General features: G+C 27.1%; 27 protein-coding genes. 7 read left to right on the top strand and 20 right to left on the bottom strand.

From position 1 onward, the window contains the following. Positions 1-120: 120 nt before the first annotated feature. The 6 genes from ACTG47_RS06765 to ACTG47_RS06740 all read right to left on the bottom strand — a co-directional run bounded on the left by ACTG47_RS06765 (position 121) and on the right by ACTG47_RS06740 (position 3,670). Positions 121-567, bottom strand: a complete 447-nt coding sequence (locus tag ACTG47_RS06765; RefSeq protein WP_479926565.1) for a phage tail assembly chaperone — start codon at positions 565-567, stop codon at positions 121-123. Between the two features lie 104 nt (positions 568-671). Continuing rightward, positions 672-1,100 (bottom strand): phage tail tube protein, encoded by a 429-nt coding sequence (locus ACTG47_RS06760; protein WP_003419646.1) that lies wholly within the window; start codon positions 1,098-1,100, stop codon positions 672-674. Between the two features lie 14 nt (positions 1,101-1,114). Continuing rightward, positions 1,115-2,179 (bottom strand): phage tail sheath subtilisin-like domain-containing protein, encoded by a 1,065-nt coding sequence (locus tag ACTG47_RS06755; RefSeq protein ID WP_479926564.1) that lies wholly within the window; start codon positions 2,177-2,179, stop codon positions 1,115-1,117. A 4-nt stretch (positions 2,180-2,183) separates the two neighbouring features. Beyond that, positions 2,184-2,627 (bottom strand): phage tail terminator family protein, encoded by a 444-nt coding sequence (locus ACTG47_RS06750; RefSeq protein ID WP_479926563.1) that lies wholly within the window; start codon positions 2,625-2,627, stop codon positions 2,184-2,186. 249 nt (positions 2,628-2,876) lie between these two features. Beyond that, the gene (locus ACTG47_RS06745) at positions 2,877-3,317 is read right to left on the bottom strand and encodes a hypothetical protein (RefSeq protein WP_054276336.1); all 441 of its coding nucleotides are present in this window, start codon (positions 3,315-3,317) and stop codon (positions 2,877-2,879) included. Between the two features lie 110 nt (positions 3,318-3,427). Beyond that, positions 3,428-3,670, bottom strand: coding sequence for a helix-turn-helix transcriptional regulator (locus tag ACTG47_RS06740; protein WP_479926562.1), 243 nt, complete (start codon positions 3,668-3,670; stop codon positions 3,428-3,430). A 119-nt stretch (positions 3,671-3,789) separates the two neighbouring features. On the opposite strand from ACTG47_RS06740, the gene ACTG47_RS06735 reads away from it, so the two are divergent. The 3 genes from ACTG47_RS06735 to ACTG47_RS06725 all read left to right on the top strand — a co-directional run bounded on the left by ACTG47_RS06735 (position 3,790) and on the right by ACTG47_RS06725 (position 6,156). Further along, positions 3,790-4,110, top strand: a complete 321-nt coding sequence (locus ACTG47_RS06735; protein WP_054269840.1) for an XRE family transcriptional regulator — start codon at positions 3,790-3,792, stop codon at positions 4,108-4,110. Positions 4,111-4,192: 82 nt separating this feature from the next. Next, positions 4,193-4,699, top strand: a complete 507-nt coding sequence (locus ACTG47_RS06730) for an ImmA/IrrE family metallo-endopeptidase (RefSeq protein ID WP_479926561.1) — start codon at positions 4,193-4,195, stop codon at positions 4,697-4,699. 701 nt (positions 4,700-5,400) lie between these two features. Further along, positions 5,401-6,156 carry a peptidylprolyl isomerase gene (locus tag ACTG47_RS06725; RefSeq protein WP_479926560.1) on the top strand — a complete coding sequence of 252 codons (756 nt, stop codon included), beginning with the start codon at positions 5,401-5,403 and terminating at the stop codon, positions 6,154-6,156. Between the two features lie 144 nt (positions 6,157-6,300). On the opposite strand, the gene ACTG47_RS06720 is transcribed toward ACTG47_RS06725, so the two are convergent. The 3 genes from ACTG47_RS06720 to ACTG47_RS06710 all read right to left on the bottom strand — a co-directional run bounded on the left by ACTG47_RS06720 (position 6,301) and on the right by ACTG47_RS06710 (position 8,684). Then, on the bottom strand, positions 6,301-6,729 hold the full coding sequence (locus ACTG47_RS06720; RefSeq protein WP_021384091.1) for a CBS domain-containing protein: 429 nt from the start codon (positions 6,727-6,729) through the stop codon (positions 6,301-6,303). A gap of 423 nt (positions 6,730-7,152) precedes the next feature. Then, entirely contained in the window at positions 7,153-7,353 is a 201-nt protein-coding gene (locus ACTG47_RS06715; RefSeq protein ID WP_003419624.1) for a cold-shock protein, read from the bottom strand. 182 nt (positions 7,354-7,535) lie between these two features. Then, positions 7,536-8,684, bottom strand: a complete 1,149-nt coding sequence (locus ACTG47_RS06710) for an amidase domain-containing protein (protein ID WP_169465748.1) — start codon at positions 8,682-8,684, stop codon at positions 7,536-7,538. Positions 8,685-8,940: 256 nt separating this feature from the next. On the opposite strand from ACTG47_RS06710, the gene ACTG47_RS06705 reads away from it, so the two are divergent. After that, the gene (locus ACTG47_RS06705) at positions 8,941-9,762 is read left to right on the top strand and encodes a pyridoxamine kinase (protein WP_479926559.1); all 822 of its coding nucleotides are present in this window, start codon (positions 8,941-8,943) and stop codon (positions 9,760-9,762) included. A 76-nt stretch (positions 9,763-9,838) separates the two neighbouring features. Here ACTG47_RS06705 and ACTG47_RS06700 read toward each other — a convergent pair whose 3' ends face one another. The 8 genes from ACTG47_RS06700 to ACTG47_RS06665 all read right to left on the bottom strand — a co-directional run bounded on the left by ACTG47_RS06700 (position 9,839) and on the right by ACTG47_RS06665 (position 16,640). Then, positions 9,839-11,227, bottom strand: a complete 1,389-nt coding sequence (locus tag ACTG47_RS06700) for a sensor histidine kinase (protein WP_479926558.1) — start codon at positions 11,225-11,227, stop codon at positions 9,839-9,841. A gap of 146 nt (positions 11,228-11,373) precedes the next feature. Beyond that, positions 11,374-12,132, bottom strand: a complete 759-nt coding sequence (locus tag ACTG47_RS06695; RefSeq protein WP_479926557.1) for a lantibiotic immunity ABC transporter MutG family permease subunit — start codon at positions 12,130-12,132, stop codon at positions 11,374-11,376. 1 nt (position 12,133) lies between these two features. Beyond that, positions 12,134-12,850 carry a lantibiotic immunity ABC transporter MutE/EpiE family permease subunit gene (locus tag ACTG47_RS06690; RefSeq protein WP_169465564.1) on the bottom strand — a complete coding sequence of 239 codons (717 nt, stop codon included), beginning with the start codon at positions 12,848-12,850 and terminating at the stop codon, positions 12,134-12,136. A gap of 1 nt (position 12,851) precedes the next feature. Further along, positions 12,852-13,559 (bottom strand): lantibiotic protection ABC transporter ATP-binding protein, encoded by a 708-nt coding sequence (locus ACTG47_RS06685; protein WP_169465566.1) that lies wholly within the window; start codon positions 13,557-13,559, stop codon positions 12,852-12,854. 122 nt (positions 13,560-13,681) lie between these two features. Then, entirely contained in the window at positions 13,682-14,218 is a 537-nt protein-coding gene (locus tag ACTG47_RS06680) for a hypothetical protein (protein ID WP_169465568.1), read from the bottom strand. Between the two features lie 101 nt (positions 14,219-14,319). After that, positions 14,320-15,408, bottom strand: a complete 1,089-nt coding sequence (locus ACTG47_RS06675; RefSeq protein ID WP_479926556.1) for a DUF4097 family beta strand repeat-containing protein — start codon at positions 15,406-15,408, stop codon at positions 14,320-14,322. Beyond that, positions 15,401-16,321 carry a DUF1700 domain-containing protein gene (locus ACTG47_RS06670; protein WP_479926555.1) on the bottom strand — a complete coding sequence of 307 codons (921 nt, stop codon included), beginning with the start codon at positions 16,319-16,321 and terminating at the stop codon, positions 15,401-15,403. The genes ACTG47_RS06675 and ACTG47_RS06670 overlap by 8 nt, the downstream gene beginning before the upstream one ends. Beyond that, complete coding sequence (locus ACTG47_RS06665; protein WP_009889116.1) at positions 16,308-16,640, bottom strand: PadR family transcriptional regulator; 333 nt, start codon at positions 16,638-16,640, stop codon at positions 16,308-16,310. The genes ACTG47_RS06670 and ACTG47_RS06665 overlap by 14 nt, the downstream gene beginning before the upstream one ends. A 189-nt stretch (positions 16,641-16,829) precedes the next feature. On the opposite strand from ACTG47_RS06665, the gene ACTG47_RS06660 reads away from it, so the two are divergent. After that, a complete protein-coding gene (locus tag ACTG47_RS06660) occupies positions 16,830-17,960 on the top strand; it encodes an MGDG synthase family glycosyltransferase (protein ID WP_479926554.1) in 1,131 nt (376 codons plus the stop codon). Positions 17,961-18,092: 132 nt separating this feature from the next. Here the strand turns inward: ACTG47_RS06660 and ACTG47_RS06655 are convergent, their stop codons facing one another. Further along, entirely contained in the window at positions 18,093-19,991 is a 1,899-nt protein-coding gene (locus ACTG47_RS06655; protein ID WP_479926553.1) for a type I glutamate--ammonia ligase, read from the bottom strand. A 313-nt stretch (positions 19,992-20,304) separates the two neighbouring features. On the opposite strand from ACTG47_RS06655, the gene ACTG47_RS06650 reads away from it, so the two are divergent. Further along, entirely contained in the window at positions 20,305-21,081 is a 777-nt protein-coding gene (locus ACTG47_RS06650; protein ID WP_479926552.1) for a 3'-5' exonuclease, read from the top strand. A 90-nt stretch (positions 21,082-21,171) separates the two neighbouring features. On the opposite strand, the gene ACTG47_RS06645 is transcribed toward ACTG47_RS06650, so the two are convergent. Both ACTG47_RS06645 and galT read right to left on the bottom strand, forming a co-directional pair. Beyond that, on the bottom strand, positions 21,172-21,924 hold the full coding sequence (locus ACTG47_RS06645; protein ID WP_479926551.1) for an exodeoxyribonuclease III: 753 nt from the start codon (positions 21,922-21,924) through the stop codon (positions 21,172-21,174). Between the two features lie 123 nt (positions 21,925-22,047). Continuing rightward, positions 22,048-22,998: a galactose-1-phosphate uridylyltransferase gene (galT, locus tag ACTG47_RS06640; RefSeq protein ID WP_169465581.1), complete on the bottom strand. Its 951-nt coding sequence runs from the start codon at positions 22,996-22,998 to the stop codon at positions 22,048-22,050. A 385-nt stretch (positions 22,999-23,383) separates the two neighbouring features. Between galT and ACTG47_RS06635 the strand changes: the two genes are divergently transcribed. Further along, positions 23,384-24,580: a pyridoxal phosphate-dependent aminotransferase gene (locus ACTG47_RS06635; protein ID WP_054269822.1), complete on the top strand. Its 1,197-nt coding sequence runs from the start codon at positions 23,384-23,386 to the stop codon at positions 24,578-24,580. Positions 24,581-24,617 lie beyond the last annotated feature (37 nt).

The following is a 24,617-nucleotide window of genomic DNA, read 5'->3' as shown; positions in this document are numbered from 1 at the left end:
AGGCGAAAAAAGCTTCAATAAGCTTTAATTCGCCTTTATCCATTGCATAAAAAAGGGACGGTCTAATACCTTTTTTCTTCCAATAATAATACATTATTGTAGTCTTAGTATCCGTCCCTATTAGTTTTTTACCTCTTCTATTACTGCATTTTTACCATAACCCATAATATCTTGAAGTATTCTGTATAAGTTAGTAATTTCACCTGGCAGTAATAATTTTCTTGCCAATTCTTTTGGAGTTGGAGCTTTAAATTTCTCCATTAACTCCTTATTTTTAAATAGAAGCTTTCCATCCAAATCACAAATACCTTCTATCACTGTAAGCATCTGCATCTCTGGTAAATCTATATCTGTTTTCATATTTTCGTCAATTTTGAGACAAGTATTTTGTATTTCCTCATCCTTACTTATTGTTAAAGCCCTACACATTATCTTAAACTCTTGACCAAATATATTAGATAATCTCTTAAGTTCAACTATCGTACTTGGTCTTTCTAAATTTTCTGTATCTGTATTTAAAAGTAAGTCTACTATATTTACATTCTTTGGTAATCCATTTTCACTCATTATTATTTACTCCTTTATCAATTAATTTCTATTAAATAACCACATGTACTCATTAACTAAACATATTTAATAACTGTCTATATTTAACAATTATCCAAGTAAAACTAAATTATATCAAGGAAGTCATATTCAGTAAATGTGAATGGAGCTTCTATCTCTCCTTTTACTCCAACTTCCCAATCAGCTAAAGTTAAATCATCAAATGCTATATTCTTTACTGCTATTCTTTCTGCCCCATAAGAATCTGGGTCATTCAATTTTGATATAGCAACAAATCTAGGTTCAGAACCTCTCTTTATCTTTTCTCCAATTAATTTGTGCATTCTTGAGCTGACATGATATAAAGTTATTGAACCTTTTCCTTTGTATCCCATATACTTTGTATCAGTACCCATTTGACCTGCTATTATAATGTCTTCCTTTGTAAATTCCATCTTTGCTTGAAACTTCTTTACTTCTGCTACTTTATTTCCATCAAGCCAAAGCTCTCCCCAAGTACCACTCATTACATTTCTAGCTTCCATATTTGCCATATTAATTAATCCTCCTATATCTCTATTGATAAATCTATATCTTCCATAGCATCAAGTGCCTTTATTTTCGCTTTTAAAAATACTTTAGAACCTGTATTAGCTTCTTTTATTTCCTGTAAAGTCATATAAGATAAATCTACTCCCTTTGATTTCAAGTACGATTTTTGTGCTTCAAAATCTATTTCAACTGTAGAATTTGATTCTATAAGTGTAGATTTTTCTAGTTCTTCTAAATAACTCTTTATAGCCACTATCAACAAGCATTTGTTGTCATAACTGTTAGTAATCTTTCCTATATAGTCATCTATTATAACCTTTCTTATATCACTTTGTATAATATCTAAAGTATCAACTATTTTTATCTTTTGGAACATTTCTCCTTTTTCTTCTGTTAACTCAGTTAAAGAATTTACTCCTCTAGCAATTCTTATAGCCCCTGCTTCCTTAATAAGTATAAGCTCTCCTTTATTAACTTTTGATTCTGCATCAACTTTAGTCATCTTAGGTATATCAACTACATCACTAAGCTTAGTATAAGTTACTGATTGACTTAAAGGTGTCCCTGCTATAAGACCTACCACTCTACTTGTAAACTCATCAACACTATATTTCTTTTCCCCAACTAGTACATCTTCTGTAGTAAAGTTAATTATACCTTCATGATTTCCTACAACTTTTCCTAATATAGCCTTAACTTTAACCTTATCTATATCTCTAAGTTTAATTATCCAATTTTTTATAGCAGTCTTATCAGCTTCTACTGCTTTAGGCATACATAGATAATTAAATTCCTTAGTCTCTAAAAAGTCTAATGCAGTTTGAATATCTACCTCTCCCTCTATTACATAAGCTAATAACTTATTTGGAGTATTAACATTTCCCATCAAAGCCAAATTTATATATTCTTTATTTTCAGCAGATAAATCAGCTGGTATATCCTCTTTTTCATGTATCTCATTAAGACCTAATGCTTTAGTATCTTTAAGCACCATTGCAATTATTCCTCTAGCTGAACGTTCTTTAACAGTTGTAGCTAACTCCTTAAATGATATATTGATACTTGGTAATCCTATAGCCATACTATCACTCTCCTAAATTCAAATTAATTTCTTCCATATTTTCATATACTACTTCTTCTTCATATATACTATCAAGATAGTTCAATGTAATTGAAAAGTTCAATGTATATATTGACTCCTCTTTTTTGATACTTTGTTCTAGTTTTGTTATATTTAATTTTCTGTCTGTTACCTTTATATTTCTGTTGAATAGCTTATTTAATTCGTCCGAGACTTCATACATTCTAATACTGTTTGATTGTGGCTTTGGTAAGTATTTTATAGAGATAACAATATCTTTGTTATTTGTATTTAACATTATAGGTGTACAAATAACTGACAATATACTTACAAAAAAACAAGACCCTTCTGAGCCTTGCACACTTTCATCATCAATAAAAACACTTTCAGTAAAGTTTTTTTTGAGAGTCTCAATAATTGTTTCTATTATTTCTTTGTATTTAAGCAAACAATCACCACTCTATCACTAAATATTTTTGCTTAATCTGATAATCTTACTATAAATGATATAAGTCATTTTTAAATACACATCTCATTTATTCTTGTCAAGTATCTTCTATGTTTTTAGGTAATAGAATTCTTTTCAACTCATCACCTCCTTCAATATGGATTTCTTTCACAATAACATTATCTCACATATTTTATAGTCTATTGTTGTAATGGTGTGTATAAAGTGTTGAAGATTTGTCCTATTTTTTTATAATATCTCATTCAATTTAAATATCATCTTTTTCTTTAAGTTATAGCAAGAGGTTCTATCTAAATGTAATTTCATAGAAATATATGTCATATTATTTTTTGTCTTACTATTGTAAAAAAGATTAAAAAATTCAGTTTCCATATCATTTAGGCATGTTAGAGCATTTTCTATCTTTTCTTTTTCTATTTCTATATCTTCTTTTTCCATCTTTAACTTTCTTAATCTCTCTTCTTTTTTTACAACTTCATTTTCAACAGAAGAACTTATATTATATGTAGCACTAGTCTTTTCTTTATACACCATTGCTCCACATCCAGAGTATTCATTTTCACATCTTTTTATATCCAAATTAATGTTCTTTATCTTTATATCCAAATATTTATAATTATGTAATCTTTCATCTGTTTCTTTAAATAATATCTCTTTTTTGTTTTCCATAGTATCTCTCCTTTTTATATGCTTATTATTAACTTCTAATTTACAATAATCTCTTTATTGTACAGCTTTTTTACTAATCCTATAACATTCAAGAACATTTTGTTCTATAACTATATAAAAAAAACTTCATCTATATTTTGTTCTAAAATATTAGAAATTTTCTTAGCCATAAGAAGTCCAGGATTTTTTATACCTCTTTCTATTTGAGATACATAGTCATTTGTAATTCCTGCCTTTTTAGCAAGTTGAATTTGTGTCATACCTTTACATTTTCTATAATATTTCAAATTGTTTTTAAACATAATCTTCATACCTCCACCAATATTAAGAATATTTTGTTCTTCTATATTCACATTATATAGAATTATTTGTTCTTTATCAATAAATTTTAGAAAAAAACATTCTTTTTATGCTTTCATAGTTTTATTTTTTAGAACAATTTGTTATAATCTATACATAAGGTGGTGTTATAATGTTTGCCAAAAGATTACGAGAACTTAGAAAGGAATTTGGATTGACTCAAAGAGAACTTGGAGAAAAAGTAGGAGTTTCTCAGAGAGTCTTAGGGTACTATGAAACAGAAAACAGATTTCCTGATGAACATATTTTAAATAAATTAGCTGATGTATTTAATGTGTCAGTTGATTACCTTCTTGGAAGAACCTTAGTTAAAGAAAATATTGATACAGTAGCTGCGCATAGAAAAAATCCACATGAGGAATTACCTGAAGAAGCACAAGAACAACTTAATGAGTATATAGAATTTTTACTAAATAAATATAAAAAAAAATAAACCACATGATGAGCAGGCATATTTTTCTGCTCTTTTAATATAATTTTAAAGCAAACATACATTCTATTTTAGGGGGATTTTTATGAATAATTTGGATAAGCTCTTTGAATTAGCATCTCAAGAAGAGATAATAGTTCATTATACCACTTATATTGCAGGTGATTTAGAAGGGCTCTATATAAATAAACATGGTATGAAAATCATATCATTACTCAGTCATTTAAAACAAAACACAAAAAAACTTACATATATCTTAGCTGAGGAGCTTGGGCATCATTTCACTAGCCTTGGATACTATGTATCTTCTTATAACGATTATTATACAAAAATCATTATAGATAAGTGCGAAAATAAGGCGTTGAAATGGGCTTGTGAATTCTTAATTACTGAAGAAGATATAATAAACATAATTAATTCTGGCATCACTTGCGTTTATGAAATGGCAGATACACTTAATGTAGATATTAATTTTTTTCAAAAAAGATTGGAATTCTTATCATTAAAAAAACAGTCTTTACCACTTGGAAGTAATAAATATCTAATATTGACTAACTTGCCATACTTCTACATATTTGATCCAATTTCATAATAAAAATGATAGCAATTTCAATTGACTTAACAGTAAAATCTATATATTTATTTTAACAAATTTTGGTTTCTATAAATTCAATATTAATATATAATAATGATATTACATTATTTAAAATTCTAAAAATAAATATATGCTTTTGTTAAGAAAGGTTGTTTGATGAATGTATAAAGAAAAGTTGTTTGATAATTATTTTAAGTTCTTAGCATTATTTTTTTGGCCAATTATGTGGTATAAGTGGATAGTAATTTCAAATGGAACTATTGAAAATATATTATTTACTGTATACGCAATTGTCGCAATTGGTTTCATCATTTTATATTCAGTGTTTATGATAAAATATAAGGACATTACACAAATAGATTTTTTTTACAGAATAAGTACTCTACTTGCTTTTATATTTACTCTTTTCAGCTTTTTAATATATCCAAAGAGTTTATCTTTCCTATATCTAAAGATAATTTTTACTGGTATATATTTTTATTATTCAATGATAAAAACACTTAAGTTCAAACATGAAGAGGGTGTAGTAGGTATTATGAGCTCACTTTTATTAATTGTAATAACTTTGTTCTACTAAATTTAATTCTATTTGACTTAATATGCCTTTAAATGTTAGACATCTACATTGTTTTCTGATATTATTTAAGATGGTAGTTTTTATATTAATAATGAAATACACTATAAAGGAGTTAACTATTATGGAAAAAAAAGTTTTAGCAACAGTTGGAGAAAAAGAGATAACTAATATTGATATTGAAAATGCATTAAAATCATTAGACCCTTATCAAGCTATGCAATTTAAAACTGAAGAAGGTAAAAAACATTTATTAAATGATTTAGTAAACCAAGAATTATTCTTATTAGATGCTAAAGAAGAAAAATTAAATGAAGAAGAAATATTCAAGTTAGAAATGAAAAAGATAGAAGAAAATGTATTAAAACAATTTGCTATAAATAAAATTTTATCTAGTGTTAATGTGACAGAAGATGAAAAAGTAGAATTTTTCGAAGCTAACAAGAGTTCTTTCTCTAAACCAGAAAGTGCAACTGCTAAACATATATTAGTAGACAGTGACGAAAAAGCTAAAGAAATACTTGCTCAAATAAAATCAGAAGAAATATCTTTTGAAGATGCAGCTGTTAAACATTCTTCTTGCCCATCAAAAGACATGGGTGGTGATTTAGGAACATTCGGTAGAGGACAAATGGTTCCTGAATTTGAAGAAGCTGTATTCTCTATGTCTAAAGGTGAAGTAAGTGAGCCAGTTAAGACTCAATTTGGATATCACATAATAAAATTAGAAGACCTTCAAGAAAGCACAGAATCTTCATTTGATGAAGCTAAGGCTGAAGTTGAAAAAAGTTTATTATACCAAAAGCAAAATGAGGTTTATGGAAATAAAATAAATGCTCTTAATGCTAAATATGGAAACCTTGTAAAATACAACGATTAATCATAAAATGATGTATAAAAAAAGCTGTCTTTTCACAATTTTTATTGTAAAAGACAGCTTCTTATATTAAAGTTTAAATTTTTAATTTCAGATTTTTATTCTTTTATTATAAAGAACACAGCTTAAAAAGTTTTAATACGATTTTTAATTATCATTAGCTAGATTTTTGTATCCTCGTATTATCTCATAACAATAACCTATAACATCTCTTCTTTTTATTATCCCAATAAATGTATCTTGGTCATCTATAACAGGAATAAAATTTTGATTTAAAGATTTTATAACTAAATCTTCTATATCTGCATTGATGGAAACAGGAGAATTATCCATTTTTCTATTAATATCTGTTACAGGAACATCTTCCAATCCTTTTAAGTCCAGATTTAAGTCGTTTTTTAATGTCCATAAAAAATCACCTTCTGTTATAGTTCCAATATATTTACCATCCTTACTTATTATTGGAATTGCAGAGTATTTGTGATATTCCATTTTTTCTAGGGCTTGCCTTATAGTGTAGTCTTCATATATATATGCCACTTCACTTTTTGGTGTTAGAAAGAATAATATGTTCATTACACTACCCACCGTTACCGAAAACTTATAAATATTATTAAATATTTATAATGTTACTTTTTTGCAGTAACTTTCTCCTTTCTTATTTTCTAAGTATTCTTGAATACTATACGCTGTAACAAGCGTTTTTCCTTTGGTCATTTTAATCTTGTTTATGCTTTATTAATATTTTTATATGGTCTATCAGTATCACTTATTCTCTTTTTAGCAAAATTAACTAAAAATTAATTGACTTAAACTTAGCCATAATAAATTTACTCTACAATATCAATTTTAACATATTTATCTTATTATTAATGCTTTTATTTTAATAAATTTAATTTATTTTGCAATTTATTTTATTTACAAAAACTGAAAAAACCGCTAAATGATTAGCGGCTTATCTCTCATATTACTAGAACACTAATATATATGAATTTTTAATTATAATCTAACTACGTTAGCAGCTTGAGGACCTTTAGCTCCATCTACTACTTCGAATTCAACACTTTGTCCTTCTTCTAATGTTTTGTATCCGTCTCCAGTTATAGCTGAGAAATGTACGAAAACATCTCCTTCACCTTCTACAGATATAAATCCAAATCCTTTTTCATTGTTAAACCATTTAACTACACCAGTTTTCATTAATAAATCCTCCTAAAAAAACACAATTATTTAGCTACTCTTTTCTGTAACCTTAGTACTACTCTATCATATATAGCTATGTTTGTCAATTATTATTATTTTTATACATTAATAATCATTTTTTTTACTTTATAATATTAAGCCATTATTCTCTTTTATACTTTATTTTTCTTTATAGATTTTTAATAATTTATTTTTATTATATGGAATCTTATGGATTTATCACTCCAACCTAAATCCCATGGAACGAGCATTCTATCAGTATTATGACAGGTTACCAAAGGATATCCTCTTGAATCTAATCCTGTTACTGTTGAAACATGTGTTATTCTGCCTTTTTTCTCATATCCGACAAAATCCCCTGGACGTAGATTATAAGCTTGTTTATAAACTTCTTCATATGAGCCTTTCGCTATTAATGAACCTCTTCCACTATACAGTGAATAATTTTTAAAGGCTTGTGCATTTACCCATGCTTTTGTTCCTGCTCTTTCACTATAATTCCAAATTGAGTTCTTCTTAAATCTTCCACTTTCAAACATTATTTGTGATGCAAAATTTGCACAATCTCCACCTTCTGGATTATAATCTCTATAATTTGGATTAAATTTCATACCATGTTCTTCGTCAGCTGCTGCTCCACAGTATTTATGTGCATAATCTATAGCCTTCTTTTGCTCATCTGTAAGTTGTAACTCTACACCATTTTGTTGACCAATATAGTTTCTTATATCATCAGATTTTATGTTTTCTAAATTTAAAGAATCTGCAAAAGGGTCTGTATACCACTCTTTAGTTATGACATATTGATTATCCATAATTTTTACATTTAGATAATGATATGTACCTATTCTAAAGACATTTTCTTTGTCCTTTTGATTTTCATATGAATATTTGTACTCAGTCGATACAGAGCAGATTATACCATATAGGTCTTTTTCTTTTTCTTTTATCTTTTTAATCTTAACCCTTGTTTTTATGTCCTTAAATTTTACGCCTTGCTTACTAGACCAATTTTCTAAATACTTCATCTTTTTTACTTCATTTTCGTAAGCCCAAAGACCGAACTTTTTATCTGTCTCATAAAGACCTTTTAAAATATTTTCATTTTTCTCTAATATTGCCTTATTCCTGTAGTCAAATAAGTTTTCAAGCAATAGCTTATATTGGTCTTTTACATCATCACCTTCAACATTTGCAGATTCTATGACCTTTTCTTCCATATTTTTAATACTTAAATCATTGATTAAAAATAAACCTGCTGTAGTAGCTAAAGATAAAAATACAAATGCCATTATACCTTTGATGTACTTATTCTTATTTTTCAGCATTTTCAAAGCTACACCTCCCAAATAGTACACCTTACAAATGAAATTACAAAGAATATTCTGTCACATATAATAATTTTCATATTTAATAATTCTCTATTTTATTATGTCCAATATTAAAAATTAATTGTATTGATACACTGTTTTTTTTACAATTTTTTATTTTATAATCTACTTTTTTCTTTTTTTTATAGTAATATATATGTATATAAATATTTTGGCATCATTATAATTAATACATACTAATGGAGGGTTTTTTATGCAAAAAAAAGTCGCAGCAATTAATGACTTATCTGGAATAGGAAAATGTTCATTATCAGTTGCTATACCTATACTTTCAGCATTAAAGGTTCAATGTTGTCCATTTCCAACAGCTATACTTTCAAGTCAAACTGGTTATCCTGAATTTACTTTTTTAGATTGTACTGATGAAATGGTAAGATATTCAAATGTTTGGAAAAATTTAAAAGTCAACTTTGATAGTATATATAGTGGTTTTTTAGGTTCAAAACACCAAATCGAAATAGTGGCTAATTTTATAAATGATTATCCCAATGCTTTTATTGTAGTTGACCCTGTTATGGGTGATAATGGAGTAATGTATCCAATCTTTACAGAAGAAATGAGACAAGAAATCAAAGAATTAGTTAAACATTCAGATTTAACTACACCTAATTTAACAGAAGCTTGTTTTTTAACTGGAAATGACTATACAAAAAGTGACTATAATAGAGAAGAACTTATGCATATTGCAAAAGCTGTATCTGATTTAGGACCTAGCAAGGTTGTTATTACTGGTATATTAGAAGATGATAATATATTAAATTTAGCCTATGATAGAGATAATGACCATGTATTTTTTACATCAGTTAAATACAATAACTGCTCTTATAGTGGAACAGGAGACATATTCACATCTATTCTTTGTGGTATGTTAGTAAATAAACATGATTTAGGAGTAGCAGTTAATACAGCAACAAATTTTATATATAAAACTATAAATTACACATCTCAATTTGACACTGATAGAAATGATGGAGTTATGTTTGAAAACTTTTTATCAGACTTAACTAGTATATAAACTTCAAAAAAATTATCCATTTTATAAATACCTATAAACTACAAAATTTAGGTATTTACAAAATGGATATTATTTATTAAATCATTGGTATTTCAATTGTTACCATAGCACCACCAGTTTTTATAGAGTTTTCAATATTTAAAATCCCATTATGTTTTTGTACAATATTATTTACAATATAAAGACCCATGCCATAATGAGATTTAGAGTTTCTACTTAAATCTCCTGTATAAAATTGTTCTGTAGCTTTTGACAAATCTGCTTTAGAAAAACCACTTCCACAATCTGTAATCACAAATTTTAAGTACTTATTATTTACTGATACACTTATGTATAGTTTGCTCTGGCTTGGCGAATAATCTATAGCATTTGAAATTATATTCATAATGGCTCTAAATAACAATTCTTTATCTATATTTATACTTTTGGGCAAATTATCTTGTTTAAAAAACTCAACATTTAAGTTTTGTGTACTAGCTAATGCTTCTATTTGAATCAAGACATCTTCTATAAATTCACTTATATTAATTACTTCTTTATTTAATACATAACCAGCCTCTGTTTTTGATATGTCTATTAGTGTATTAATATATTTTTCTATTTGGGTAACACCTTTTACTATGTATTCCATGTACTCTGATAACTCTGGATTTTCATTTATTTCAATTAATAAATCAGTATTTCCATGTATAATAGTCAACGGCGTTTTTATATCATGTGCTAATGCAGATATCTGTTCCTTACGATTCTCTTCTAACATCCACTGTTTTTCTAAAGAATATTTTAAAGCTGACTTCATTTTATCCATAGAAAAAAGAACATTATTGATTTCACAAATTTTACTAGATTCTACAACAAAATCTAAATCCTGCTGTTCTATTTTTTCTGTAGTATTTTTTAAAAGTTCCATTTCAGCATTTAATTTCTTGCCAAATAATTTTGATAGTATAATAATTTCAACAAGAAATATTATACTAAAAATAATCATTCCTAATAGTTCTGGCTTTGGTAAATATGTCCTTAAAGTTGGAGAAACAAATTCTGTTACTAATTTGTATTTTATTATAAAAACTTCATCTTTTTTAAAAAACTTTATATAAGTTTCAGAATATTCATTCTTTCTTTCAATATCTCTCATTAAATTCCATATTTTTTTTGATTCTTTTTTATTAAAGGTGCCTGAAATCAAATTCCCATCTAAAGTATAAACCCCATACTCATATAAATTTGGAATTATATCTTCAGTTACTTTTTCACTTGAGATAATCTTTTCTTTATATTTATTAAATTGTTTTTCTGCATAATTAGCTGGTAATATTATACCTGATGATAATAATACAGAAAACGATAACATTAAAAGAAGTGCCAATGAAATTGTCATAACAAAGAATAAAGATAGATATTTTATAAAAATAGTTCTTAACTTTTCAATTTTTTTGTTGTTAGATTTTTTACCTCCAAGCATTTATACCCTGTCCTCCAAATAGTTTAATTAATTCATAATTAATACCTAACCAGTTTTTTATTTGATTATTTTATATCTTTTTATTGCTAAGTTATATTTTAACATAATAATATAAATATAATGTAAATAAACAGTCAATTTTTATTCTATTCTTCTGACTTTTTACCTTCCCATTTAGAAAACCAAATACATAAAATTACAAATGCTAAAATTGTTACAAAGCCACACATTAAACCTGTTGATTGATATACTTTAATTGATTCAACTTTTATATATTCAACCGTTTTAGAACTTGAAAAAGATGACCAAATAGTTATAAATCTAACACCCCACGCACAAGGAAAATACTGCCAAATGCCAGAACCAAGTCCAGTTAATAATAATGCTGAAAGTAACATTTCAGCTATACCCACTCCAATTGATGCTCCTTTTCCGAACCTTAAACTTAAGAATAAATGTAATATATATTCGAATAAATTACACCCAATTAAAATTAGGATTGAAATCATATAAAAGCTTGATGCAAAGTAATTCTCAGATATACCAAATTTAAAACCTAATACAGACACTAATGTTGCTACAAAACCAAGACATACTAAGATTATATATTTACTTAGAAGTGCAAGATATTTTGGATTAGATGATGTTAACATATGTTTATAATTTCCTGCATAATATTCTTGTTCAACGAACATTGAACACACAACACCTGATAATAAAGGAAAAGCTATTGCTATAACTTGTAAATATGCTACTATCTTTAGTATATTATCAGCTCCTGAAACCTTATAATACCATAAAAATAATCCCATTCCTATTAAAGCAATGCAAATATGCATTAGTATTATAAAATTTCGCTTTAATTTTATTAAATCAGAACAAAATATTCTTATTAGTTGTCTCATATTACTTCACCTCTCTATTATTAAACCAAGCCCTTGTAACTAAAGCAAATAATGCAAATAAAATAACAGATATTAATACTCCTGGTAAAATAACAGCATTATTTAAAAGTTCACTTCCCTCTGGTGCAGGAAGTCCATTTGGTAGAATATGCAATACAACAGCCATTAATCTTGAAGGAATCGAATGTGGAAATAAATACCATATTCCTGTAGTTGAAAAAACAGAAACTCCAACAATAGTAAAAAACATATTTATTAAAACTGTAACAAAAATCCCAAATTTTGAAGCTAAAAACATACAAAGAGGAATCTGCCATATAAATAGTAAAACAATTAACATAGTTGCAATAATATTTTGACCTATTGAAATAGTTTCTTTATAGATTATCCCAATAAAAACTACACCTATTGCAGAAATAATTGATGCTATAAAACAACAAATAATACAATAAATCATTTTTCCAGTCCAAATATTTTTCATTTCAATTGGTAATGATAAAATACCACGGTATTTATTTTTTTCATCTTTTAATACTATTAATGAACATATTAAGGTTAATAATCCTGGAAGAAATGTCATATACCACCAGTTGAAAGCAGCATTTTGCCCTCCACCTAGTCCACAAAAAAGTATACCGAATACTGGAACTATCCATATCAACTTCATTCCAAAAGTTCCTTTCATCTTTTGAAATTCCACTCTAATAAATTTTTCCATACTAATTTCCTCTCTTTCTATTTTCAGCTACTACTTTCATAAAAAGCTCTTCTAAGTTTTCTTCTTTTGATATCTTTCCTTGATAACCTATTACTCCATTAGAAATTATTCCTATTTCATCTACAACCTGTTCAACCTCAGATAAAATATGGCTTGATAAAATAACTGTAATCCCTTCCTTTGGAAAAGAACGAATCAATTCTCTAAGCTCTTCAATACCAATAGGGTCAAGACCATTTGTAGGCTCATCTAAGATTAAAAGTTTTGGGTGATTTAATAATGCAATCGCAATGCCAAGACGTTGCTTCATCCCTAGAGAAAACTGACCTGAACGCTTTTTAAAAGTATCTCTTAAATCAACAATTTGTAAGACTTCTTCAATACGAGAATCTGGTAGACCTAATAAAGTAGTATGAATTTTTAAATTTTCTCTTGCTGTTAAATTTTCATATATAGCAGGAGACTCAATAAGAGAACCAATATATGCTAGGTCTTTTCTAGTCCATTTATGTCCCTCAAACATTATTTTTCCTGAAGTTGCATTTAAAATCCCAGTTATCATTTTTAACAAAGTAGACTTTCCAGCTCCATTTGGTCCTAATAATCCATAAATAGAATTAGGTCTAATTTTTATTGAAATATTATCAACTGCAACCTCATTCTTAAACTTTTTAGTAACTCCCCTTAATTCTAAAATATAATTACTCATAATTTTCATCCTTTCTTTTATTGAACTTGTTTACAAGAATCATTCTAAATCATAAATATAAGGATTTTATAAGGATTAAAAATTAATAAAAAAAAATGATGTGTTTTTAAACACATCATTTTTTATATTAACTCTATTAATTTTCCGTTATAGTATATTTCTACTTCTTCAATCCATATACTATCATCTTCCTCTTGGATGACATTTTTAATAATATTATTTATAGTATATTTTATATTTTGTTCATTTAAATAATCATCTTTCCAAGAAACCCTACCTTTTTTATCTGGTTCTATTAAACTTATTCTAACGAGCTTGTCTTTTTCCTTGACTTCTACTTCCATATCTAACCCATTAAAATACTCATTTGATAATGTATCTAAGATTAATTGTAGCTTATCTTTAAGTGTACTTTCTCCATCAATTTGTAAGTATTTTACTATTTTCTCATCTTTTGAAATTATTTCTATAGGTATTTTAGTAGTAGTCTTAGGGTTAATTATTTTACTAGTTGCTTCTTCTTTGATACTCTCATCCTTCTTTACAACCGCTGACTCCTTAGAATCAACCAATTCAACCGTACTGATGTTATAATCCATACATGCTGTACTCGATAAAGTAGTAGCAATTATTAAAAAACTTACTGCTATTTTATTCATAAGTATCCCTCTCCTAATTCTCTTTCGATACTTATTATACCATAGTATAGATTATATTTTTATACTTTTAAATCAATTTATCAATTATTGTAGTAAATTATTTACAGTTCTAATCGATTTGAATTTATTTTTATAGTATATTCTTGTTCTAAATTCGACATATTTTTATTCAAAAGCCCTTTTATTTCTCTAATGTTTTTATACTTGTTACTATGTCCTTCATTATGTTCATAATCAGATGAATCATTATTGTATTCTTCATCACTACTATACTCTCCATCATTATTGTATTCTTCAATTTCTTCTTTTGACTTTATATCACAATTAAATTTATACTTATCTATTGGTAAATTAAGACTTACCTTAGAATTTGGAACTTCTATATTTAAATGCTTAGCAATTGGCAAGTTAGAATATAAATTAAATTCATTATCATAATGTGAATTTCTACTTATTTTTTCATTTACATTTACATTTTCAGGTATATAATCTTCTACATTGTTGATAAATACATCTTCATAGTCTGAAGATATATCTAATGATTCTGATTCTATATTTACATTTTTAACACCTAAAATTGACTTCGTTGATAGGTCAATATTACTATTAGATATTAAATTCAAAGTTTCCAGTTTATTTACATTATTTTCTGTTATAACTCTTCCAAAGCTTCCATAAGAAGTCTTATATGTTATATTACTTGAAGCTACATTATCATATACCAATAAATATGAGCTTACACTTGATACATTTACATCTACATTATTTGGTACATATATTACAAGTTCCCTATAATCATGTGAAAACATACTATCTATAGATTTATTTAGTAATTGGTCGAAATTTTTAATCCTTTTAATCTGATTATCATATTTTCTCTCACCTTTTACCACTAAAGTTTTATCTTTTAATGTAACATTATACTTGTAAAGCTCATTACTTCCTTTTGTTGTCACACGCACGTCTTCACTTGCATGTTTCTTTATCGTAACATTTATATTATCAACAGATACATCTAACTTGTCAATATTTACTTTTTCTTGATAAAGTTTATTTTCTTTTTTAAATTCAGCTTCCTTTTCTAACCCAAAGTTTATTAAGCTTGGCATAACTAAAATTCCTGACCATGTTGTTCCAATTATGCCTATTACCAATAATACTGCAGCAAATATGGTAAGTTTCTTATTCATGTTTATCTTCTCCTTTCTTATCGTCTAAATCTTCAAAGTCCTTATACATCGCCTCAAAGTTTATACTATCATCATCATCTTTTTTAATACTTTCATCTTTTATATCATAATACCCTTTACTATATAAATCTTCATTAATGTCTTTATTTAAGTCTTCATCTCTTAAAATATCTTTATTTCTTTTTTCCATCTTTTCATTTGCATTTATATAAATATTTTTTCTCTTTATCCAATTTATATAACTACCTAACAATTGCTTACCTAATCTTATAACAAACAGTAAAATTTGCCATGCAAGTATTTCAAGTCCTACAAATGCTATAGTAGCAAATATACAAAACATCGTAACATCTGGAACCATTGTTATAAACTTAATCACAAATGGGATTGATATAACAAAAGCAATCAATGTACATATTAATCCAATAGCAACAGATATAATAGCACATACAAATGCAAATGCTGGAATAATCAAGAATAAAGATAGCATTACTAATAATACCTTTATAACTTGTCTAGATAAACCTCCAACACCTTCTTCTATGCTTGGTGTAAGCTTATCATTTATATTTTCCTTTGATTTATTGTACTTTTCTTTAGCTTCATCTTTTAATATAGAATAACCCTTTTTCATATCTGATTTAAGTTTGCTAAATTTATCGTTTAAAACATCTGTATTTATTATTTTTTCTTCTTCAGTATCTTTTTCTTTAGTCTGTAAGATAAGTTCTCTTGCTATAGATTTTGGTGAACCAAGTGATGCTATTATCTCCATATCACTCTTTCCCTCTATAAGACCATCTACAAAATACTCTTCATAATCTCTCAATATATCATTAACTTCGCTCTCAGAAAAATCTTTTTTTAGATAATCCTTTAAAATTTCAAGAAACTCAGTTTTATTCAAGTTCATTACCTCCCTCATCTTCACTTATTAAAATCTCAACAGCCTTTACAAATTCTCTCCACTCTTCCATTAGATTGGATAGATTCTCTTTTCCTAGTGAAGTTATTCTATAGTATTTTCTAGCAGGACCCTCATTAGATTCTAGTATATATGTTTCGAAATACAAATCTTTTGTAAGTCTTCTTAGAATAGGATATATTGTTCCTTCATTTACATCTATTACTTTAGAGATATTATGTACTATTTCATATCCATACATATCTTTTTTAGATATTAGTGCCAGTACACAAATTTCTAAAACACCCTTTCTAAATTGTGTGTTCATATACTCCATCCTTTCTTTAAATACACAGTATTGTGTTTTACAAGGTACTATGTTAAAACTTCTTATATTTTCATAATAACACAGTACTATGTTTTACACAATAGTTATTTTTAAATATTATTGTTGATTAAATGCTTCTATAAATGTATAATACTCTAATCAGATATATTTTATGAAAGTGGTGATAAATTGGCTAAAACAAAAGAAGATAAAACAATATTAATCTTAACTGCTCAATTTGGTGCTGGCCATATAAGTGCTGCAAAAGCAGTCAAAGAATGTATTATTGAAAAATATAGTAACTACAATGTTGTTGTACAAAATTTTATAAATGCAAGTATCCCTATGATGAATAAGCCTATGGTAAAACTTTATGAGAACAATACAAAATATACTCCAGGATTATATAATTACTATTATTATTTTAAAAAATCGTTTGATTCAAGACATGATTTCTCTCATAAATTATATACACCTAAACTTTCTGAGTATATTTCTGATATAAATCCAGATTTAATTATCTCTACATTTCCACTGGCTGCTGCTTGTGTAAATAATTTTAAGATAAAAAATCCTGATATAAATATACCAACTCTTACGGTTATAACAGATGTTGTAGATAGTATGGAATGGGTTTTTGAACATACAGATTTATATTTTGTTCCATCTCCTGAAATAAAAAATAGATTTTTTCAAAAAGGAATAAATCCAGACTCAATAAAGGTTACTGGTGTCCCTGTAGATAAGAGATTCCAAATTGAAAGTAAAGAACTCTGTCATGATAAGTATAGATTACTACTTCTTGGTGGAGGACGAGGTTTGTTCGATATAGATGAGGATTTTATGCATTGGATAGATGAATTTATCGAAGAGCATATTGATTCTATAGAAATTACAATAGTTACAGGTAAAAACAAAAAATTATATGACACATTAACTTATAAGAAACCTTTAAAAAATATAAAAGTACTTGGATTTGTAAATGATATGTATAATCTAATAAGAGAATGTGACCTAATGTTAACTAAACCTGGAGGAGCAACTATATTTGAAGCTATCCAGTCACAAACTCCAGTACTTGTAAAAATGCCAAAGGTTGGACAAGAAATTGAAAACGCTAAGTTTATAATAGACAAAGGACTTGGGATGATTTATAGTGATGACTTAGACCTTAAGAATATATTTTATAAATTAGTATCAAATGAATTTGATGCTATAATAAACTTTATGAAGAAAAATTTAGAAGAGTTTAAAACAGTCATTCATCCAGATGAAATTGCTGATTATATCTCAGAATTAATAGATACTCATTACAATTAGTATGTTATTACAAAACTTAAAATAATAAAACCAAAGGCAATCAAGTATGCTTTCACATTTGAGATTTTACTCAAAATAACCTAATCATACTTGATTGCCTTTATAATATTAAAATTCAATTACTAATCTATCTTAGTATATATTTTTCTTGTATTGCATATATAGTTGTTGTATTTCTTCCATACTTCTTTTTAATTCTATTTGTAAATCTGAAGCAGTCTGATAATCTTTATTTTCTACAGCTTCTCTTACTCTAGTAAATAGAGATTCTCTAGTTAAAGTGTCCTTCATAATGTTGAACTTCAAATCTGATATTGAATTCCAAACCACTTCATCAAGTGCATCCATATTTTCTTTTGTGTGTATTTTGACAATGCTTCTTATCTTTTGAATTCCAGCTTCTATTATTCTAGTTTTTAATTTTTTTTGCCACTTATCTATTGCTCCAACCTTAAATGATTCTATTATACTATCAGTAAATACATCACCTTGCTTTAAAGATTTCAATTTAGAAGCATATATTTCTAAGTTTTTCATATTTTCATAAACTGTAGCTGGTGGAATTCCAAATCTTGCATTTCTTTCCTCTAAGCTATAATGTTCAAATACATCATTTTCGTCTCTATACGCTCTATCTTTTTCTAAATAGAAGCCTTCTTCACCTACACTTTTAGACAATTCTTTTTCTAGTTCTTTTGTGCTAAGACCACTCTTAGCTGCTGCTTTTATACCATCTAACATTGTCTGATAACATCCTGCTATTACTAAGTATGTGTTAGATAAAGGACTTGGTGATCTTAATTCAAACCTTACAGTCTTTGGATTTTTCATATCTCTTATTAATCCAACAAGTACTGATCTATTTCTTGATGGAATTTCATAGCTATGCCCTAAAGATGTAACTATACATACAGGTGCCTCAAATCCAGGAACTAATCTATTAAATCCATCATTAGAAGCTGTTACAATTGGGTTTAATACTTCATAATTGTAAAGAAGTCCCATAAGAGCACCATATCCTAATTCACTTAGATAATCTTCTTTTAAATCCTTTGGAGCAAATAGGTTTTTGATACTTCCATCTTTTAGTCTTGCACTTACTCCTACATGTGTATGCCCACCACTTCCTGCAACTCCATGAATTGGCTTTGCTTTAAATGTAACTTCTAGCCCATGTGATGTGAATACATCTTCTATAACATCTCTTACCAATAATTCATTATCTGCTGCTTGTAATGGTGTAGAAAACTTCCAAGAAACCTCTAGTTGCTCCATAGCATGGTTTGTTCTTCCATCTATACTAATAGAACTTTGTATCCCTCCAACTTCTTTATGAGCCATTTCTGGGCTTACACCTAGTTTTTGAAGTATTATCAAGCTTTGCTCTAAACAAGTTCTTATAATACCATGAGTCCTTTTCCAATATTGCTCTTTTAAGCTTTGTGATACATATAATTTCTCTAGGTCAGCTTTATCATCAGGAGTATTAACCCAAAACTCAAGTTCTGTAGCTGCTGTCAACATTATTTCTTCTATATCATCTATTGAATCTATTCCTATGTTATTTATCACATGTGGGTATTCTTTGAATATCTCAAACATAGATTTTTTAAAATACTTGTCTGCTTTTTGAAGTACTCCTCTTGAGCATACTTTTTTGTTATCATGTATTAAAAATGCAGGTATCTTTAATGTCCCAACAGGTAAACCTACTTCTTCGTCTATATATTCCATATTGTAATCTACATACCAATGACAACTTTTATCTGGCATTAAATCAACTTTTGCATTATTTAATGTTGCTATATTATAAAGTTCAACACTCGAACCATCAGTCTGTATAGCTGATTCTAAAAATTTATCTATATCTTCTAAAAATATTTCTACAGGAATCTTTTCATCTGTTGCATTTCCTCCTAAGTCAACACCCATTAAGGAAACAAATCTTATATTTTTATTGTTTTTTAGGATTTCTCTTATTTCTTCATTAGTATGTTTATCTTTCTCTATTACATATAATAGACTATCCATTTTTTCACTCTCCCATAATTTTTATGTAAATTTTATTTTGTTAAATACAAGATAAAATTCATTTTTGCTTACATTTATGAATTTTTCTTGCAAAATATTCGTATTTTATTCGTGTTTTTATTTATATTATTATATATCAAGTACAAAAAGTTCGCAATATTTTTTATTGGAAAAAATATTCTACATACAATAGTTTAACATTTTTATAAATATAGGGTATACTAAAATAAAAGTATTTTTGTTTAAAAATTTAATTTAACTTATAATATAATCTATAAGGAGCAATAATAAAAAAATTTAGGAGATAAACTTTATGGAATACATAATTTTCGATTTGGAATTTAATCAAGGATTTGATAAAAAGCTTAACAAAACTATATCCAATGAAAAATGTCCTTTTGAAATCATACAAATAGGAGCAATTAAGTTGGATTCTAAATTCAATATAATAGATACATTTAATAGCTATGTGAAACCTACAATATATAGAGATATACACCCTTTTATTAGTCGTATGACCAATATTAAAAATTCTGATTTTAACAGTTCCCCTACTTTTCCTGAAGTTTACAACAATTTCATAGAATTTATATCATCACAAGACCCTATATTATGTGTGTGGGGAGCTGGAGATTTAAAGGAATTGTACAGGAACATTAATTACCATAAGCTAGCATCAAATACCTTACCTAAGTCTTATATTAATATTCAACAACATGCATCTAAATATTTCAATAATCCAGCAGGAAAAAGTATCGGATTACAAAATGCTATTTCCTTATTGCAACTCGATGAAAAAATGTCTTATCACAATGCTTTAAATGATGCATATTATACTGCTAAGGTCTTTATTAATATATACAATCCAAGTATAGTGCCAGACATATATGTGTATACAAGCATTAGACCTAAAACTATAAAATATTCTAATAAAAAGAAAGTTGATTACGATAAGTTATTTGATGAATTTAAGAAGATTTTAAATCGCGAATTGAGTAAAGACGAGAAAAAAATTATTAACTTAGCTTATAACATGGGAAAAACAAATCAATTTGCATTAGAAAACGCTATTCAAAGAAAAAACAAATAAGGTTTACTTAGGTTAAAAATAGGCATGTAGATTAAAACATATTCATCTTTAAATGTATATCTACAGCCCAATTTTTATCCTGACTAATCTTTATTTCATCTCTAATTCAACTGGACAATGGTCTGAGCCCAATACTTCAGTGTGAATATTTACACCTAGCAATCTATCTTCTAATTTCTTAGATGCACAAAAATAATCTATTCTCCATCCTGCATTATTTTTTCTTGCATTAAATCTATATGACCACCAACTATAGACACCTTCTTTATCAGGATTAAAGTATCTATATGTATCTATAAATCCACTATCTAATAGTTTAGAGAATTTTTCTCTTTCTTCTTTAGTAAAACCTGCATTTTTCATATTATTTTTAGGATTTTTTAAATCCATCTCTGTATGAGCAACATTCATATCCCCACATACAATTACAGGTTTCTGATTATTTAATTTAACTAAATAGTCTATAAAATCATCTTCCCATCTAGTTCTATATTCTAATCTTTTCAACTCAGATTGAGAATTTGGTGTATACACAGTAATAAAATAAAAATCTTCAAATTCTAGAGTTATAACTCTACCTTCCTTATCATGTTCTTCTATATTTATTCCATACATTACTTTTAAAGGCTCTTTTTTTGTAAATATAGCAGTACCTGAATAACCTTTTCTCTCAGCATAATTCCAGTATTGAAAATATCCTGGCAAATCTAACTCTATTTGTCCCTCTTGTAATTTAGTTTCTTGTAAGCAAAATATATCTGCATCAACTTCTTTGAAAAAGTCTAAAAATCCTTTCCCAACACAAGCTCTTATTCCATTGACATTCCACGATATAAATTTCATATTAATACTCCTCATCTAAACAGTAAATTTCTTTTGATTTTTCATTTGTTTTTATTTTAACAACACGTCATTATAATTTTATCTAAAATTTAATATTTACTTAATACCTTAAAAATATATACTTTAATCAATTTTTAATTTTTTTGTTAACTCTTCAGGGATTATTGAAGAAACATACATATTTGTTCCAAGCTCAAATCCTCCAAAATTATATTTTCTTGGGATTATATGCATATGAACATTAAAATATGATTTTGTTTCAATATTTGTTGGATGAGTGTGAATACACAAGTTAAATGGCATATATCCGTTGATATTATACAGATTCTTAAATAACTTCTCAAATATCATAGAAAGTTCTTTTACATTATTATCACTCAACTCATCAAATTTTATTTTATCTTTAAATATTATTCTTACTTCTCCACTATATTTAGTTGCATATGGAATAAGCGCTATGAAGGCATCTCCATTATAAACAACTCTTGTATTTAAATTTATTTCATTTTCTATTAAATCATCATACAAAGAGCTATTATTACTGTCATAATACTCTTTTGAAACTAGTAATTCATTGGTAATTTCAGGAGGAATAAAAGACATAGATAATATCTGAGCATGTGGATGCATTAAAGACGCCCCAGCTTTTCTTAAGAAATTTTTAAATATACTGACGTACTCTACTTTGTCATTTTTCGACATTTCTCTAAATCTATCTCTATACATAAAAAAAACATCTTCAAATTCTTTTTGACTCATGTTATAAAAATTACTATTATGTTTATCACTCTCTATCATTACTTCATGAATACCATATACATCTCTTGCCATATCATCAATTATAGGAAATTTATTATAAATAGACTTCACAAGCCATCCTTCTTCACCCTTTATTTCAAATAGTGTATCAGTTGCACAAGCCTCATTTCCCTTACAAAATGGGCATCCTTCTTCATATTCCTTACTATCTTCTTTTTCATTTGGTATATCTGCTGTATCCAAAGGTCTTTTTAATCTATCAGTAGCAAATATAACAACATCATTAGTAATTGGATCTATTCTTAATTCTTTCATAATTAACACCTCTTAGTTAATAGCCTTTAATATAATTATATGATATTTATCGTATCTGTTAAATAAATTTATAATATTTTTTATAAATTTGCATATTTATCACTATATATTTTTATCTATAGCTAAAAGATTATAACAAAAATATTACTGCCAATATATTAAAACATTATCTTACAATAAATCAATTTACTAATATATAATTTATTGGCATGGACATAGGTATTTCACTGTAATTTGTTAAAAGTTTATTTTAGAGCTATATTAATTTTTTTTGATGATTTTTACCTATAAGTATGTTATTATTATCTTGTAAAGATGTCTTGTATTCAAACATACAATTTACATAATACAATATACGTATTCAAATTAAATAGGGGGTATTAAAATGAATTATTCAAACAGAGTTAGTGCAATGCAGGCCTCTCCAATCAGAAAACTTGTTCCATTTGCACAAGCAGCAAAAGATAGAGGAATCAAAGTATATCACTTAAACATAGGACAACCGGATATAAAAACTCCTAAAGGGTTTTTTGATGCTGTTAAAAACTTTGATAGTGAAGTCTTAGAATATGCTACATCAGAAGGTATTCCAGAATTATTAGAAGCACTTCAAAATTATTATAAAACTTATGATATGCATTTTGAAAAAGATGAATTACTAGTAACTAATGGTGGTAGTGAAGCTTTACTTTTCACTATGATGGCAGTTTGTGACCCAGGGGATAATCTATTAGTTCCAGAACCATTCTATACTAACTACAATGGATTTGGTCAATGTGTAAACGTAGAAGTTAATGCTGTTACAACAAAAGCAGAAAACGGTTTCCACCTTCCATCTAAAGAAGAAATAATGTCTAAGGTAGATGATAAAACTAAAGCTATAATTCTTTCTAATCCAGGAAATCCAACTGGCGCAATCTATACAAAAGAAGAACTTAATATCCTAGCTGAAATAGCTAAAGAAAAAGATTTATGGATAATAGCAGATGAAGTTTATAGAGAATTTGTTTATGATGGACTTGAGTACACAAGCTGTGGTAACTTAGAAGGTGTACAAGATAGAGTTATAATAATAGACAGTGTTTCTAAAAGATACAGCGCTTGTGGTGCTAGAATTGGTTCTATCGCTTGTAAAAATAAAGGTCTTATTGCTCAAATACTTAAATTATGTCAAGGAAGACTTTGTGTTCCTACATTAGAGCAAATAGGAGCTGTTGAATTATACAAAACTCCAGTTTCTTATTTCAAAGAAGTTAATGAAGAATACAAAAAAAGAAGAGATGTATTATACAATGAATTAATGAAAGTTGATGGCGTTATATGTAAAAAACCAACTGGTGCTTTCTATATAGTTGCTAAATTACCAGTTGAAAATGCAGAAGATTTCACAATATGGATGTTAAAAGAATTCAACAAAAACAATGAAACAGTTATGGTTTGCCCTGCTGAAGGATTCTATGCTACTCCAGGTTTAGGACGTGACGAAATAAGATTAGCTTACATCCTAAATGAAACTGACCTTCATAGAGCTGCTACATTATTAAAAGAAGGTTTAGAGCAATATGTAGCTTTACACAAATAAATTCTTGAAATATTAATTTATATAAATTTAATGATAT

Source organism: Clostridioides sp. LIBA-6622, from assembly GCF_056716095.1.
The sequence above is the reverse complement of the archived record's forward strand: the minus strand, read 5'-3'. Positions and strand labels throughout refer to the sequence as shown.

What these genes read in the sequence shown, in the direction of transcription:
- ACTG47_RS06680 (WP_169465568.1), bottom strand. Translation starts at nt 14,218, where the DNA reads ATGAATAAAATAGCAGTAAGTTTTTTAATAATTGCTACTACTTTATCG.
- ACTG47_RS06755 (WP_479926564.1), bottom strand. Translation starts at nt 2,179, where the DNA reads ATGGCTATAGGATTACCAAGTATCAATATATCATTTAAGGAGTTAGCT.
- ACTG47_RS06670 (WP_479926555.1), bottom strand. Translation starts at nt 16,321, where the DNA reads ATGAACTTGAATAAAACTGAGTTTCTTGAAATTTTAAAGGATTATCTA.
- ACTG47_RS06690 (WP_169465564.1), bottom strand. Translation starts at nt 12,850, where the DNA reads ATGGAAAAATTTATTAGAGTGGAATTTCAAAAGATGAAAGGAACTTTT.
- ACTG47_RS06760 (WP_003419646.1), bottom strand. Translation starts at nt 1,100, where the DNA reads ATGGCAAATATGGAAGCTAGAAATGTAATGAGTGGTACTTGGGGAGAG.
- ACTG47_RS06745 (WP_054276336.1), bottom strand. Translation starts at nt 3,317, where the DNA reads ATGGAAAACAAAAAAGAGATATTATTTAAAGAAACAGATGAAAGATTA.
- ACTG47_RS06735 (WP_054269840.1), top strand. Translation starts at nt 3,790, where the DNA reads ATGTTTGCCAAAAGATTACGAGAACTTAGAAAGGAATTTGGATTGACT.
- ACTG47_RS06675 (WP_479926556.1), bottom strand. Translation starts at nt 15,408, where the DNA reads ATGAATAAGAAACTTACCATATTTGCTGCAGTATTATTGGTAATAGGC.
- ACTG47_RS06655 (WP_479926553.1), bottom strand. Translation starts at nt 19,991, where the DNA reads ATGGATAGTCTATTATATGTAATAGAGAAAGATAAACATACTAATGAA.
- ACTG47_RS06765 (WP_479926565.1), bottom strand. Translation starts at nt 567, where the DNA reads ATGAGTGAAAATGGATTACCAAAGAATGTAAATATAGTAGACTTACTT.
- galT (WP_169465581.1), bottom strand. Translation starts at nt 22,998, where the DNA reads ATGAAAGAATTAAGAATAGATCCAATTACTAATGATGTTGTTATATTT.
- ACTG47_RS06665 (WP_009889116.1), bottom strand. Translation starts at nt 16,640, where the DNA reads ATGAACACACAATTTAGAAAGGGTGTTTTAGAAATTTGTGTACTGGCA.
- ACTG47_RS06645 (WP_479926551.1), bottom strand. Translation starts at nt 21,924, where the DNA reads ATGAAATTTATATCGTGGAATGTCAATGGAATAAGAGCTTGTGTTGGG.
- ACTG47_RS06725 (WP_479926560.1), top strand. Translation starts at nt 5,401, where the DNA reads ATGGAAAAAAAAGTTTTAGCAACAGTTGGAGAAAAAGAGATAACTAAT.
- ACTG47_RS06730 (WP_479926561.1), top strand. Translation starts at nt 4,193, where the DNA reads ATGAATAATTTGGATAAGCTCTTTGAATTAGCATCTCAAGAAGAGATA.
- ACTG47_RS06710 (WP_169465748.1), bottom strand. Translation starts at nt 8,684, where the DNA reads ATGCTGAAAAATAAGAATAAGTACATCAAAGGTATAATGGCATTTGTA.
- ACTG47_RS06720 (WP_021384091.1), bottom strand. Translation starts at nt 6,729, where the DNA reads ATGAACATATTATTCTTTCTAACACCAAAAAGTGAAGTGGCATATATA.
- ACTG47_RS06685 (WP_169465566.1), bottom strand. Translation starts at nt 13,559, where the DNA reads ATGAGTAATTATATTTTAGAATTAAGGGGAGTTACTAAAAAGTTTAAG.
- ACTG47_RS06650 (WP_479926552.1), top strand. Translation starts at nt 20,305, where the DNA reads ATGGAATACATAATTTTCGATTTGGAATTTAATCAAGGATTTGATAAA.
- ACTG47_RS06705 (WP_479926559.1), top strand. Translation starts at nt 8,941, where the DNA reads ATGCAAAAAAAAGTCGCAGCAATTAATGACTTATCTGGAATAGGAAAA.
- ACTG47_RS06715 (WP_003419624.1), bottom strand. Translation starts at nt 7,353, where the DNA reads ATGAAAACTGGTGTAGTTAAATGGTTTAACAATGAAAAAGGATTTGGA.
- ACTG47_RS06700 (WP_479926558.1), bottom strand. Translation starts at nt 11,227, where the DNA reads ATGCTTGGAGGTAAAAAATCTAACAACAAAAAAATTGAAAAGTTAAGA.
- ACTG47_RS06695 (WP_479926557.1), bottom strand. Translation starts at nt 12,132, where the DNA reads ATGAGACAACTAATAAGAATATTTTGTTCTGATTTAATAAAATTAAAG.
- ACTG47_RS06635 (WP_054269822.1), top strand. Translation starts at nt 23,384, where the DNA reads ATGAATTATTCAAACAGAGTTAGTGCAATGCAGGCCTCTCCAATCAGA.